The 12,474-nt window shown below is 67.6% G+C and carries 13 protein-coding genes and 3 tRNA genes; 13 read left to right on the forward strand and 3 right to left on the reverse strand.

Features of this window, described 5'->3' with window-relative positions:
* Positions 1-24 precede the first annotated feature (24 nt).
* Positions 25-528 carry a peptide-methionine (R)-S-oxide reductase MsrB gene (gene msrB / locus RMO01_RS01845; protein WP_309627347.1) on the forward strand — a complete coding sequence of 168 codons (504 nt, stop codon included), beginning with the start codon at positions 25-27 and terminating at the stop codon, positions 526-528.
* Here the strand turns inward: msrB and RMO01_RS01850 are convergent.
* Together RMO01_RS01850 and phaC are read right to left on the reverse strand one after the other, a co-directional pair.
* Positions 525-899: a hypothetical protein gene (locus tag RMO01_RS01850; protein WP_309627348.1), complete on the reverse strand. Its 375-nt coding sequence runs from the start codon at positions 897-899 to the stop codon at positions 525-527. The two genes, msrB and RMO01_RS01850, sit on opposite strands and share 4 nt — an antisense overlap.
* Complete coding sequence (gene phaC, locus RMO01_RS01855; protein WP_309627349.1) at positions 896-2,881, reverse strand: class I poly(R)-hydroxyalkanoic acid synthase; 1,986 nt, start codon at positions 2,879-2,881, stop codon at positions 896-898. Before phaC ends, RMO01_RS01850 begins: the two co-directional genes overlap by 4 nt.
* Before the next feature lie 71 nt (positions 2,882-2,952).
* On the opposite strand from phaC, the gene RMO01_RS01860 reads away from it, so the two are divergent.
* The 10 genes from RMO01_RS01860 to RMO01_RS01905 all read left to right on the forward strand — a co-directional run bounded on the left by RMO01_RS01860 (position 2,953) and on the right by RMO01_RS01905 (position 8,709).
* Positions 2,953-3,423 carry a hypothetical protein gene (locus RMO01_RS01860; protein ID WP_309627350.1) on the forward strand — a complete coding sequence of 157 codons (471 nt, stop codon included), beginning with the start codon at positions 2,953-2,955 and terminating at the stop codon, positions 3,421-3,423.
* Positions 3,424-3,486: 63 nt separating this feature from the next.
* Positions 3,487-4,443, forward strand: coding sequence for a class II fructose-bisphosphatase (glpX, locus tag RMO01_RS01865; protein WP_309627351.1), 957 nt, complete (start codon positions 3,487-3,489; stop codon positions 4,441-4,443).
* Complete coding sequence (gene recJ, locus RMO01_RS01870; RefSeq protein WP_309627352.1) at positions 4,443-6,260, forward strand: single-stranded-DNA-specific exonuclease RecJ; 1,818 nt, start codon at positions 4,443-4,445, stop codon at positions 6,258-6,260. The genes glpX and recJ overlap by 1 nt, the downstream gene beginning before the upstream one ends.
* Before the next feature lie 60 nt (positions 6,261-6,320).
* A tRNA-Glu gene (locus RMO01_RS01875) sits at positions 6,321-6,395 on the forward strand.
* A 220-nt stretch (positions 6,396-6,615) separates the two neighbouring features.
* Positions 6,616-7,179, forward strand: a complete 564-nt coding sequence (locus RMO01_RS01880; RefSeq protein WP_309627353.1) for a cold-shock protein — start codon at positions 6,616-6,618, stop codon at positions 7,177-7,179.
* A 23-nt stretch (positions 7,180-7,202) separates the two neighbouring features.
* Complete coding sequence (locus tag RMO01_RS01885; protein WP_309627354.1) at positions 7,203-7,679, forward strand: DUF192 domain-containing protein; 477 nt, start codon at positions 7,203-7,205, stop codon at positions 7,677-7,679.
* A 49-nt stretch (positions 7,680-7,728) separates the two neighbouring features.
* Positions 7,729-7,805: transfer RNA gene (locus RMO01_RS01890), tRNA-Pro, on the forward strand.
* 132 nt (positions 7,806-7,937) lie between these two features.
* Positions 7,938-8,243: an ETC complex I subunit gene (locus tag RMO01_RS01895; RefSeq protein WP_309627355.1), complete on the forward strand. Its 306-nt coding sequence runs from the start codon at positions 7,938-7,940 to the stop codon at positions 8,241-8,243.
* A gap of 104 nt (positions 8,244-8,347) precedes the next feature.
* Positions 8,348-8,424 (forward strand) — tRNA-Arg (locus tag RMO01_RS01900).
* A 24-nt stretch (positions 8,425-8,448) separates the two neighbouring features.
* The gene (locus RMO01_RS01905) at positions 8,449-8,709 is read left to right on the forward strand and encodes a hypothetical protein (protein WP_309627356.1); all 261 of its coding nucleotides are present in this window, start codon (positions 8,449-8,451) and stop codon (positions 8,707-8,709) included.
* Here the strand turns inward: RMO01_RS01905 and metC are convergent.
* A complete protein-coding gene (gene metC, locus RMO01_RS01910; protein WP_309627357.1) occupies positions 8,706-9,878 on the reverse strand; it encodes a cystathionine beta-lyase in 1,173 nt (390 codons plus the stop codon). The genes RMO01_RS01905 and metC overlap by 4 nt on opposite strands.
* Before the next feature lie 106 nt (positions 9,879-9,984).
* Here metC and RMO01_RS01915 point away from each other — a divergent pair, with 106 nt between their 5' ends.
* Positions 9,985-11,097, forward strand: coding sequence for an amino acid ABC transporter substrate-binding protein (locus tag RMO01_RS01915; protein ID WP_309627358.1), 1,113 nt, complete (start codon positions 9,985-9,987; stop codon positions 11,095-11,097).
* 47 nt (positions 11,098-11,144) lie between these two features.
* Positions 11,145-12,473, forward strand: coding sequence for a dicarboxylate/amino acid:cation symporter (locus RMO01_RS01920; RefSeq protein ID WP_309627359.1), 1,329 nt, complete (start codon positions 11,145-11,147; stop codon positions 12,471-12,473).
* Position 12,474: the final 1 nt, after the last annotated feature.

Here is a 12,474-nt window from a genome sequence, read left to right on the forward strand (position 1 = left end):
TCGTGTGCCGACGTATGTAGTGCCATGACCCAAGCCCTCACGACCTCGCGCCGGACCCTCTTGCTGGGCGCCGCCGCGACCGCACTGGCCTCCTGCACCTCGGGGGAGGCCGACGCCTCCGAGGCCCAGTACGCCAACTCGCCGTTCCGCCGGGTCACCGACGCCCAGTGGCGACAGCGGCTGCCGGGCCTGAGCTATGATGTCCTGCGCCATGAGGGCACCGAGCGGCCCTTCACCAGTCCGCTGAATGACGAACACCGGGCGGGGACCTTCGTCTGCCGGGGCTGCGCCCTGCCGCTGTTCCAGTCTCGCACCAAGTTCGATTCAGGCACCGGCTGGCCCAGCTTCTACGACTACATCCCGGGCTCGCTGGGCATGAAGCAGGACTTCGCCATCGGCTTCCCCCGCACCGAATACCATTGCGCGCGCTGCCTCGGGCACCAGGGCCATGTGTTCGACGATGGTCCGCGTCCGACCGGCAAACGCTATTGCAACAACGGCGTGGCCCTGACCTTCAGGCCCGCCTAGGTCCGCCGAGCCTTCAAGGCCGACTCGACCGTCACCCCGGCCATGACCGAGGCGATGATGATCAGCAGGCCATAGTCGTGGCCGGCCCAGATCAGCGGGACCCCCGCAAACAGGATGACCAGCATCGGAAAGCCGCCGGCCCACGCCGCCGTCGCCGGGGTATCGAGGTTGATCATCGGCGGCGTCACCCGACCCGTCCGCCCCGCCATCATGCCGTTGCCGATCACGAAGGCGACGACGCAGATCACGGCGATGACCGGATATTTGATCGCCCCGCCCGGCGCCCCGAACACCGCCGCCGTCGTGATCAGCAGCACCAGGGCGATCAGGGTCGAGACGGCCAGCAGGAAGTTGGGCTCAAGACGCTTCAAGACTTCACTTTCACATAGGAGCCGGGGGCCGGCTCGATGGGCTTCAGCGGCCCCTTCTTCGGATCGCGGGCGGGGATCATGTCGCCGGACCTCTCGGCCAGCCAGGCGGCCCAATGGTTCCACCAGCTGCCGGGATGCTCGACCGCGCCCGCCTGCCATTCGGCAAGCGAGCCGGGCAGGGCGGCGTTGGTCCAGTGCTGGTATTTGTTGGCGCTGGGCGGATTGATGACCCCGGCGATATGTCCCGAGCCGGCCAGTGTCAGGGTCACGGCGGCATTCGAGAAGGCTCTGGCCGATCGATAGACCGAGTTCATCGGCGCGATATGGTCCTCGCGGCTGGCCTGGAAATACAGCGGGATCTTCACCTTCGACAGGTCGACCTTGATCCCCCCGATGGTGAACTCGCCCTGTGACAGCAGGTTCTGGCCGTACATGGAGCGCAGGTAGTCCATGTGAAGCTTCTTGGGCATGCGCGTCTGATCGGCGTTCCAGAACAGGAGGTCGAAGGCGGCTGGCGACTTGCCCATCAGATAGTTCGAGACGAAGAACGACCAGATCAGGTCGTTGGCCCGCAGCGCGTTGAACGTTTCGGCCATCGCGGCGCCGGGCAGAACGCCGCCCGCCGCGTCCATCTGCTGCTCGATCTCGTTCAGCCAGTGTTCGTCGGTGAACAGCAGCAGATCGCCGGCCTCGGCGAAGTCGTGCTGGGCCGCGAAGAAGGTCGTGGCGGCGACGCGTGTGTCCTTCTTCGCCGCCATATGCGCCAGGGCCGCGCCCATCAGGGTCCCGCCGATGCAATAGCCGACGGTGTTCACCGTCTTCGAGCCGGTCTGTTCCAGCGTCTTCTCGACGGCGCGATAGATGCCTTTCTCCAGATATTCGTCAAAGCCGAATCCGGCCTTGTCCTTGTCCGGATTGACCCAGGAACAGACGAAGACGGTGAAGCCCTGGGCCGACAGCCAGCGGATCAGCGAGTTCTCCGGCTGCAGGTCCATGATGTAGAATTTGTTGATCCACGGCGGGAAGATCAGCAACGGGACGGCGTGCTGTTTGTCCGTGGCCGCGTCGAACTGGATCAGTTCGAACAGTTCGTCGCGCCACACGACCTGGCCGGGGGCGGTGGCGACATTCTCGCCGACGACGAATTTGCCGTAGTCGGCCTGGCTGATCTTCAGCTTGCCCATGCCGCGTTCGAGGTCGGCGGCGAAATTCTGCATCCCCTTCACCAGCGATTCGCCGTTGGTATCGGCCATCGCCTTCAGCGCGGCGGGGTTGGACGCGAGGAAGTTGGACGGCGAGAAGGCGTCGGTCAGCAGTTTGGTGAAGAACTCGGCCCGCCGCTTGGTACGCGGATCCACATCCTCGACCGACGACACCAGCCCGTTCATCCAGTCCGAGGTGACCAGGTAGGACTGGCGCATCATGTCGAACATCGGGTTTTCGGACCAGGCGGGGTCCTTGAACCGCTTGTCCTTCGAGGGGGCAGGGGCCTCTTCCCCGGCGGCGCGGCGGGTCGAGGTGGCCCACAGGTCCATATAGCGGTTGAACAGATCGGCCTGGGCGGCGAACAGTTTGTCCGGGCGCGACGCGAGGCTGGTCATCACGGAGTTCATCGCCGGCCCGACGTTGAACGGGTCAGGCGACAGGGCGGCGGGACGATCCGCCTGCGACAGGGCCGCCTCGGCGATCGCCGACTGTGCCGTCATCGCCGCCCTGGCCAGGTTCAGCGACAGCGCTTCCAGCATCTCGCGCTGGTCGGCGCCGGGCAGGGCGAACGGATTGTCGGTCAGGGGCGGCGTCGGGTCGGCCTGAACCTTGGCGGCCCTTGGCTCGGGCGAGGGGGCGGCTTCCGCGACGACGGGCTCGCTCTCGGTCTTCTTCGCCTTGGGCGCGCGGGGCTTGGCGGAGGTCGGGCGGCCGGACTTGCGCGGCGCCTTGGCGGCAGCCAGAGGTTCGGGCGGCTTCGTCGGTGTCTTGGCCATCAGGTCCTCCGCGCGCTTTCGTTGTGACGTCGGCGTGTGCTCCGCCCTTCCGCCTGTCATGATCATGGCATATGACCGGGCACGAGATGAACGCGCATCAGGCGAAAAAGATATTCGGGGGTCTGGCGATCCCGGCGGCCGCGGTTGCCCTGAGCGGATGTGCGGGCGCGTTCAGCCCCGAGACAGACACCGCATCGCCCATCGCGCCGCGGGTTCAGGCCCTCGTCGACGCCAACCGCACCTATCCGCGCTGGGAGGACTTCCCCCGGTCGTCCGATCCCCTGCCGGAGCCCGTCGAGGTCGCCACAAGGGTGAACAGCCTGCGAGGCAGCGGGACGGACCTCGCCGCCGAAGCCGCGCGGATCGACTGGCAGACGGGCGACCCGGTCGCCTTCGCCGCCGAGGTCAACAGCCGCATCGACGGCCAGGCCGTCGCCCCGGTCACCGCCGAAACCCGGGCCGAGGTCGAGGCCTTCGCCGCCCGCACGCGGCAGCGCGGCACGGCCCCGCCGCCCGTAGACCGGGGCCCGGCGCCCCGCTGATTATCGTCCCTATCGCCCGGTCGAGAGAATCCGGGGATCATCCCTCCTCAGGAGTCTTTCGACATGGCTGACACGGCCCCCTTCGCCTCGACCCTCGCCGCTGACGCCGCCATGGTCACGGAACTGGCCGCCATCGCGTCCTGGGCCCAGATCGGCCGCGGCGACGAGAAACACGCCGACCAGCTGGCGGTCGACGCCATGCGCACGGCGCTGAACAGCCTCGATATCGACGGCAAGATCGTCATCGGCGAGGGCGAGCGCGACGAGGCGCCGATGCTCTACATCGGCGAGAAGGTCGGCACTGGCAAAGGGCCGGCCATCGACATCGCTCTCGACCCGCTGGAAGGCACCACCCTGACGGCCAAGGCCATGGCCAACGCCCTGACCGTCCTGTCGATGTCGGCCGGCGGCGGCATGCTGCACGCGCCCGACACCTATATGGACAAGATCGCCATCGGCCCGGGCTATGCGCCGGGCACCGTCGATCTCGACATGAAACCGGGCGACAACGTCCGCTCGCTGGCTGCGGCCAAGGGCGTGCGCCCGGAAGACATCACCGTCTGCGTCATGGATCGTCCGCGCCACGAGGCCCTGATCGCGGCCCTGCGCGAAGTCGGCGCCCGCGTCATGCTGATCACCGACGGCGACGTCGCCGGCGTGATTCATACGGCCGAGCCCGAGACCGGCATTGACCTCTATCTGGGTTCGGGCGGCGCCCCAGAGGGTGTTCTGGCCGCCTCGGCGCTGAAGTGCGTCGGCGGTCACTTCCAGGGCCGGCTGCTGTTCCGCAACGACGACGAGCGGGCCCGCGCCCAGCGCACCGGCGTCACCGACTTCGACCGGAAGTACGACCTGCACGAACTGGTCTCGAAGGACGCCGTCTTCGCCGCCACCGGCGTGACCAAGGGCGCCATGCTGGACGGCGTCCAGATGGGCAATGGCTTCGTCACCACCCATACGCTGGTGATGGATTCGTCGACCCGCACCGTGCGGCGTATCCGCACCACGCGCCCGCTCTGATGGCCGACGGAGCTCCCGCGTCCGGTTTGGCGCCGGGGTTCCTCGACGTTTCCCGGTCGCTTTCGGGCCGGGCCTGGCGGCAAAGGCCGGCCGAGGCCTCGATCATCCGCGCCCACATGCAGGGTCTGGGCCTATCCGAGCCTCTGGCCCGGGCTCTGGCGGCGCGCGGCGTGGCGGCCGATCAGGGGGCGGACTTCCTTGAGCCGACGCTGAAGCGGCTGTTCCCTGACCCGTCCTCCTTCATGGACATGGACGCGGCGGCCGAGGCCATCGTTTCGTCCATGCAGGCGGGCCAGAGCATCCATGTCTTCGCCGACTACGACGTCGACGGCGCCTCGAGCGCGGCCCTGCTGGTGCGCTGGTTCCGGTCGTTGGGCGCAGACCTGCCGATCTATGTGCCCGACCGGCTGACCGAGGGCTATGGCCCCAGCCCGCTGGCCTTCGACCGGTTGAAGACCTCGGGGGCCGATCTGGTCATCACGGTGGACTGCGGCGCGGCGGCCAACGAAGCCATCGCCCATGCCTGCGCCATCGGTCTGAAGGTCGTGGTCATCGACCATCACATGATGCGCGAGGAGCCGCCGCAGTGTCTGGCGGTCGTCAACCCGAACCGGCCGGGCGATACGTCGGGACAAGGCAATCTGGCGGCGGCGGGCGTGGTCTTCGTCCTGCTGGCCGCCCTGAACCGCGAGGCGCGCAAGCGCGGACTGTTCGCCGACCGCGCCGAGCCGGACATCCGTCAGTGGCTCGATCTCGCGGCCCTGGGCGCCATCTGCGACGTCACGGGCCTGACCGGCTTCAACCGCGCCCTGACCGGTCTGGGCCTGAAGGTCATGTCGAGCTGGGGCAATCCGGGGCTCAAGGCCCTGCTCGCTGTGGCCGGCAGCGAACCGGGCCCCGCCAAGTCGAATCATGCCGGCTTTATTCTCGGTCCCCGCATCAACGCGGGCGGTCGCATCGGTCGGGCCGACCTCGGGGCCCGTCTGTTGTCCACCGACGACCCGCTGGAGGCCCAGGCCCTCGCCGAAGAACTCGACGCCCTCAACGTGGCCCGCCGCGAGGTCGAGCGCGAGGTCACCGAGACCGCTACCCGCCGCGTCGAGGCCACCGGGCAGCATGCGGACGGTTCGGCCGTCGTCGTGGTCTCGGGCGAGGACTGGCACCCCGGCGTCGTCGGCATCGTCGCCGGACGGCTGCGCGAACGCTGGCGCAAGCCGGTCATCGTCATCGGCGTCGATGCGGTCGGCGGGGTGGCCAAGGGCTCGGGCCGCTCACAGCCGGGCATGAACCTCGGTCGCGCGATCCAGGCGGCCTGGCGCGAAGGCCTGCTGTTGGCCGGGGGAGGGCACGCCATGGCCGCAGGCCTGACGATCAGGCCCGACGGCATCGACGCCCTTCGAGACTTCCTCAACGCCGCCATGGCCGGCGAGCAGGTCGATGCGGAAGCCCTGGACTGGGTCGAGGTCGACGCCCTGATCGAGCCCGGCGCGGCTTCCCGCGCCCTGTTCGAGGATTTCGAACGCCTCGCCCCCTTCGGTCCCGCCAACCCCGAACCCCTGTTCGCCCTGCACGGCGTTCAGGCCCGCGAGCCGGTTCAGATGAACGGTGGCCACGTCCGTTGCCGCCTCGTCGGGGCCGACGGCGCCTCGGTAAAGGCCATCGCCTGGCGCTGCGGGGATCTGCCGACCGGGCGCGCGCTGCTGGCGGGGCAGGGCGGTCTGAGCGTCGTGGGTCGTCTGAAGGCGGACGACTGGAACGGTCGCAAGGGTGTGCAGTTCGAGATCGAAGACATCGCCGATCCCCGGATGGCGACTTAAGTCGAAACGGCGCTTGCGCCCCCCGGAATCGCCCGCTATATCGCCGCTTCCCCGCGCAGCGGTCCCTTCGTCTATCGGTTAGGACGTCAGGTTTTCAACCTGAAAAGAGGGGTTCGACTCCCCTAGGGACTGCCACGCGGGGCATTCCATTTCATCGCTATTCGCCGATCGCCGTCGCCCTTGTGACGCGCAGGATCGTGCTTTCGGTGTGTGTTCCCGGCGCGACCCCACGCGAGTTCGTTGCACGTTCTGCCCTGAATGGGATTGAAACCGGTGTTTTTCGATTGTCCCGCGTTCACAGAACCGTGGTAAACATGCCCGGTTCGCAGGGACTGTGCGGACGGGGGGGCTTGAAGTGTCTGACTACGAGGGGCTGGATGCACCGGACACGGTCCGGATCGCCGGCCGAGTAAAATGGTTCGATGCAGGCAAGGGCTACGGCTTTATCGTGCCCGACGACCCGGGCCAGACCGAGGCCAAGGATGTCCTGCTGCACATCAGCAGCCTGCGCGACGGCGGCTGGGAATCGGCCGGCGAGGGCGCCCCGATCGAGTGCGACTGCGCACGCCGTCCCAAGGGCTGGCAGGTGGTTCAGGTTCATGACCTCGGCGCAGGCGAGGTGGAAATTCCGACGCGGCGCTCCGGCTACGAAGGTCTTCGGGCTGATTCGCGGTCGTTCCGCGAGCCGATCGAACCCGAGGCGTCCGACGCCCTCGAGGCCGCGACGGTGAAATGGTTCAATCGCACCAAGGGCTACGGTTTCGTGGTGCGCGCGACCGATCCGGGGGATATCTTCGTCCATATCGAGACCCTGCGTCGCTGCGGACTGGACGACCTGGTCCCCGGCGAGACGGTCGCGGTGCGGTTCGCCGAAGGCCCCAAGGGCCTGGTGGTGGCGGAAATCAGACCGGGCGACTGATCGGTCGCCCCGAAAGGGCGATCATGCTGTCGAAACGCTTCCTCATTGTCGGGACCCTGGTCCTCGGGCTTGCCCTGTCCGCCTGCGCCAAATCTTCCGCACCGGTCGACGAGGCGGGAAACCCGCTCGAGGAACTGAAGGTCGTCACGGCTTCGGGAGAGCACGCGTTCTGGGTCGAGATCGCCGACGACGATGCCGAACGTGCGCGGGGGCTGATGTATCGTCCGCCGCTGGCCGATGACCGCGGCATGCTGTTCCAGTTCCCGGCGCCGGCCGAGCAGGCCTTCTGGATGCAAAATACGCCGAGCTCGCTCGACATTCTCTACATTGACCCGACGGGGACGATCGTCTCCATCGCCCACCACACCACGCCCTACTCGGAAACGACGATCCCTTCGAACGGCGCGGCCAACGGCGTGCTGGAGCTCAGGGCTGGCCGGGCGGAAGAGATCGGCGCCAAGGCCGGCGACAAGGTCGTACACCCCTTCTTCCGCCCGTGACGCCATTCTTGCGTTGCACCACGGCGCGGTTGCTGGCAGACCCCTCCGCCGGAGTGTAGCGCAGCCTGGTAGCGCATCTGGTTTGGGACCAGAGGGTCGGAGGTTCGAATCCTCTCACTCCGACCATTGTCTTGAGTGGCTACCGCTCGTCGCGCGGCGTCTCGCTACTTGAGCCAAGGGTTTGTTGGCGGCTACCGCTCGCGCCGCGGGCGCTCGCTGCTTGAGCCGCGGGGTCTCCCGCTAGCCCGAGTTCTTGCCATGCTGGCCCGCATCTATCGCCCCGCCAAGACCGCCATGCAGTCCGGCAAGGCCAAGTCGAAGGACTGGCGGCTGGACTTCGAGCCGGCGTCCGCGCGCACCATCGATCCCTTGATGGGCTGGACCAGCTCTTCCGACATGAACGGCCAGGTGCGTCTGAGCTTTGAGTCGAAGGAAGACGCTGTCGCCTACGCCGAACGGCACGGCATCCCGTTCCGTCTGCACCAGCCCCAGGAGCCCCCGGTGATCCTGAAGGCCTATGCCGACAACTTCGCCACCGCCCGCAAGCAGCCCTGGACGCATTGATTCAAGAGGGCGGCTATCGTTCGTCGCGCGGCGGCTCACGACTTGAGCCGCATTTCACTTGGCTATCGCTCGCGACGCGGTCGCTTGCTACTTGAGCCAGACACGCGCCCATAGCTCAACCGGATAGAGCACCCGCCTTCTAAGCGGGATGTTGCAGGTTCGAGTCCTGCTGGGCGCGCCATCTCCATCAGCAAGGGACATCCGCATGGCCGAAATCCGCAATCAGGTGCTCGAAGGCCGTCAGCTTCTGGACGGAAACACCTTCATCGACTGCGAATTCCGGAACGCCCAGCTGGTGTTCAAGGGCGTCGAACAGCCCGGCTTCGCCAACTGCCGCTTCACCGCGAGCGGGTTCGTGTTCGAGGACCATGCGGCGGTGACGGTGAACCTTCTGCGCGGCATGCTCCGTCCGGAGACCGGCATGCGATCCTTCGTCACCGGCATGATTCCCGAGATCGGCGCCTAAGCGAGGGCAGCCCGCCAGGCGGTGAGCCCGACCTCCAGATCCACGATCAGTTCGGCCGCATCCTCCAGCCCGACGTGCAGCCGCAGCAACGGCCCTTCCAGCGCCGGCGGAGCCTCGCGGAACGCCATCTGGGGCGTCTCGAAGGTGATGAGGCTCTCGAACCCGCCCCAGGAATAGCCCAGACCGAACAGGCTGAGGGCGTCGAGGAAGGCGTGGGCGGCCTTCGCATCGCCGCCCTGCATCACCACTCCGAACAGCGACGCGGCGCCGCTGAAGTCGCGCACCCACAGCGAATGCCCCGGATCGCCGGGCAGGGCGGGGTGAAGCACGCGCGCGATTTCCGGCCGCTGCGCCAGCCAGTCGGCGACCCTCATCATCGACCGCGCCTGTTCCCTGTAGCGAAGAGGCAGGGTCCGCAGCCCGCGCAGGGCCAGCCAGGCGTCATCCGGAGACACGCACAGGCCGATATCCTCTTGCGCCTCCGCGATGGCCTTGATGACCCCGGGGCCGCTCGCGGAGACGGCCCCCAGCATCAGATCCGAATGGCCGCCGGCGTATTTGGTCAGGGCCTGGACGCTGACATCCACGTCGTGAACCAGGGGCTTGAACGCCAGTCCGGCGGCCCAGGTGTTGTCCATGACGGTCAGGGCGCCGCGAGACCGGGCGGCGGCGGCGAGGGCCGGGACGTCGATCATCTCGAACGTCAGCGACCCCGGCGATTCGATCAGCACCACCCGGGTTCGTTCGGAGATCAGCGCGACTACCTCTTCTGCAGAGGCTTCTGCGGGATGGAACCGGGCCGTGACCCCGCGCGCGGCCATATGGCGGGTCAGGAAGCGCCGGACGGGCCCATAGACGGCGTCCGTGGTCAGGATCTCGTCGCCGGGCCCGGTCAGGGCCATCAGCGGCAAGGTCACCGCCGCGAGCCCCGACGGCGCCAGCCAGCAGGCCTCCGCTCCCTCCAGATCGGCGATCGCGCGTCTCAGTGCGTCCTGCGACGCCGTTCCGTCGATGCCATAGAGCGGGCCCAGCCGATCGTTGCGCATATCGCCGACCGCGTCCGACAGCATGGTCGAAGCGCGCTCGATCGGCGGATTGACCGGCCGGCGCCCGCCTCCGCGCCGGGTCGCCGCCGCGATCAGCCGGGTGCGGTCGGAAAGCGGATCCATGGCGGCCTCGACGGGTTGCGAACGAAGCCCCAAAGGCCTCTAAAGCAGCAGGGGCGCAAGGGGTCGTGACGGGCGAGTCGCGACGACAGCGAACGCGGGACGGACCATGGGCGAACGAGCCGGGGCTTTCTGGATGCGGATGGCGGGCCTCGCGGGCCTGATGTTGTTGGTCGCGTGTGGCGACCGCGATCGGGCGACCGAGGCGCCAGCGACGGAAGCGACGACCGGAACGACCCAGACCGCCGCCGCGCCTGTCGAAAGCCCGACCCTGACCGACGTCAAGCGTCGCGGACGGCTGAACTGCGGCGTCAATCAGGGTCTGGTCGGCTTCGCCTACACAGACAATCGGGGCGAATGGCGCGGCTTCGACGTGGACTTCTGTCGCGGTCTGGCGGCGGCCATCTTCGGCAACCCGGATGCGGTGCGGTTCGTGCCCCTGACGGCCGAAAACCGGTTCCAGGCCCTTGCGGACGGGCGGATCGACGTCCTGTGGCGCAACACCTCCTGGACCATGGAGCGTGATACCAGCGGTCAGCTCGCCTTCGCCGGCGTCAACTATTACGACGGCCAGGGCTTTCTGGTTCGCCGCTCTCTGGACCTGAACAGCGCCGCGGAGCTGAACGGCGCCCGCGTCTGCGTGCAGGCGGGATCCACCAGCGCTCTCAACGCCGAAGACTACTTCCGCAGCCGGGGCATCGACTATCGCGCCGTCGTCCTGCCGACCGAAGAGGCCGCGCGTCAGGCCTATCGCCGCGAGGACTGCGACGCCTTCAGCGCCGACGTCTCCGCCCTGGCTGCCGCCCGCACCACCCTCGCTGACCCCCAGCAGCACGTCGTCCTGTCGGACGTGATCTCGAAGGAGCCGCTGGGCCCCGTGACCCGGCGCGGCGACGAACAATGGACCTCCGTGGTGCGCTGGACCCTGAACGCCCTGATCCTCGCCGAGGAACTGGGCGTGACACAGGCCAATGTCGAGGAGCAGACGGAGACCTCGCGCGAGCCCCAGGTCCGACGCCTGTTAGGCGCGGAGGGCGACTTCGGTCCCCGTCTGGGCCTGTCGAAGACCTGGGCGGCGGACGCTGTCGAGGGGGTCGGCAACTACGGCGAAATCTTCGAGCGGAATCTCGGTTCGCAATCGCCTCTCGACCTGGCCCGCGGGTTGAATGCACAATGGACCGCTCGACCGGGCGGCCTGATCTACGGCCTGCCGGTCCGATAATGATCTGGCGCGAGCGCGGGAACGCGGTCGAAGCCTTCGGGGGACGAATGGATACGACGAAGAAGGGCGGCATTCCGCTCCACTGGCTGATGCTCTTTGGCTTCGTGATCGGGCTGGGAGCGGGGTTGTACGTCAACCAGTACGTCGGCCCCGATGTCTGGTGGGTCCAGTGGGTGACGTCGAACGTCACGGGCCCTGCCGGTCAGATATTCCTGCGCCTTCTGTTCATGCTGGTGATTCCGCTGCTCTTCTCGGCCCTCGTCGTCGGCGTGGCCGAGATGGGCGACCTGAAGTCTCTGGGCCGGGCGGGCACCAAGACCCTGCTCCTGACGGTTCTGGTATCGGGCATCGCCGTGCTGATCGGCCTCGGCATGGTCAACTATTTCCGCCCCGGCGACGGCGTCGATCCGGTGCTGGCCCAGCGACTGCTGGCGCAGGGCGCCGAGGGGGCCCAGGCCATCGTCGAAAAGGCGCCGGAAGGGGTCCAGTTCGGCACCTTCTTCCTCGACCTGATCCCGTCGAACGTCTTCACGGCGGCGTCGGAGAACCAGATCCTGCCGATCATGATCTTCGCCCTGCTGTTCGGCATCGGTCTGGTCATGGCCAAGAGCCCGAACACCGACAAGCTGCAGAACGTCATCGAGGGCATCCTCGAAGTGACGATGAAACTGATCAATCTGGTCATCAAACTGGCCCCGATCGCCATCGCCTGTCTGATGTTCAACCTGGCGGCCCTGTTCGGCTGGGACCTGATGGTGCGGCTTGCTGCCTATGTCGGCGTGGCCGTCGGCGCGATGGCGATCCATATGTTCGTGGTCTATCCGCTGGTCGTCTGGATCGGCGGCAACATGAATCCGATCACCTTTTTCAAGGGCGTCCAGCGTCCGATGATCGTGGCCTTCTCGACCGCTTCCTCCAACGCCTCGCTGCCGGTGTCGCTGAAGGCCGCCGAGGAAGAACTGAAGCTGCCGCGCAAGATCGCCCGCTTCGTCCTGACCGTGGGCGCCACCGCCAACCAGAACGGCACCGCCCTGTTCGAGGGTGTCACGGTCCTGTTCCTGGCCCAGTTCTTCCAGATCGAGCTGTCGTTGACCCAGCAGATCGTCGTGATGCTGGTCTGCATCCTCGGCGGCGTGGGCACGGCGGGTGTTCCGGCGGGCTCCCTCCCGGTCATCGCCATGATCCTGGTCATGGTCGGTGTGCCGGCCGAGGGCATAGGCCTGATCCTGGGCGTCGACCGCTTCCTCGACATGTGCCGGACCGTGCTGAACGTCACGGGCGATCTGGTCCTGGCCACCGTCGTGTCGCGCGGCGAGAAGGACGACCCGGTTGAGCCGGAGCCCGACGCGCCGCCGACCGTCGCGTCCGTCGCCTGAT

Source organism: Brevundimonas sp., assembly GCF_031412435.1.
Classification (GTDB): Bacteria; Pseudomonadota; Alphaproteobacteria; order Caulobacterales; family Caulobacteraceae; genus Brevundimonas.

Bases quoted from the DNA above. Each gene is read 5' to 3' on its own strand.
- msrB (WP_309627347.1), top strand. From the start codon at position 25: ATGACCCAAGCCCTCACGACCTCGCGCCGGACCCTCTTGCTGGGCGCC.
- phaC (WP_309627349.1), bottom strand. From the start codon at position 2,881: ATGGCCAAGACACCGACGAAGCCGCCCGAACCTCTGGCTGCCGCCAAG.
- RMO01_RS01860 (WP_309627350.1), top strand. From the start codon at position 2,953: ATGACCGGGCACGAGATGAACGCGCATCAGGCGAAAAAGATATTCGGG.
- glpX (WP_309627351.1), top strand. From the start codon at position 3,487: ATGGCTGACACGGCCCCCTTCGCCTCGACCCTCGCCGCTGACGCCGCC.
- recJ (WP_309627352.1), top strand. From the start codon at position 4,443: ATGGCCGACGGAGCTCCCGCGTCCGGTTTGGCGCCGGGGTTCCTCGAC.
- RMO01_RS01885 (WP_309627354.1), top strand. From the start codon at position 7,203: ATGCTGTCGAAACGCTTCCTCATTGTCGGGACCCTGGTCCTCGGGCTT.
- RMO01_RS01895 (WP_309627355.1), top strand. From the start codon at position 7,938: ATGCTGGCCCGCATCTATCGCCCCGCCAAGACCGCCATGCAGTCCGGC.
- RMO01_RS01905 (WP_309627356.1), top strand. From the start codon at position 8,449: ATGGCCGAAATCCGCAATCAGGTGCTCGAAGGCCGTCAGCTTCTGGAC.
- metC (WP_309627357.1), bottom strand. From the start codon at position 9,878: ATGGATCCGCTTTCCGACCGCACCCGGCTGATCGCGGCGGCGACCCGG.
- RMO01_RS01915 (WP_309627358.1), top strand. From the start codon at position 9,985: ATGGGCGAACGAGCCGGGGCTTTCTGGATGCGGATGGCGGGCCTCGCG.
- RMO01_RS01920 (WP_309627359.1), top strand. From the start codon at position 11,145: ATGGATACGACGAAGAAGGGCGGCATTCCGCTCCACTGGCTGATGCTC.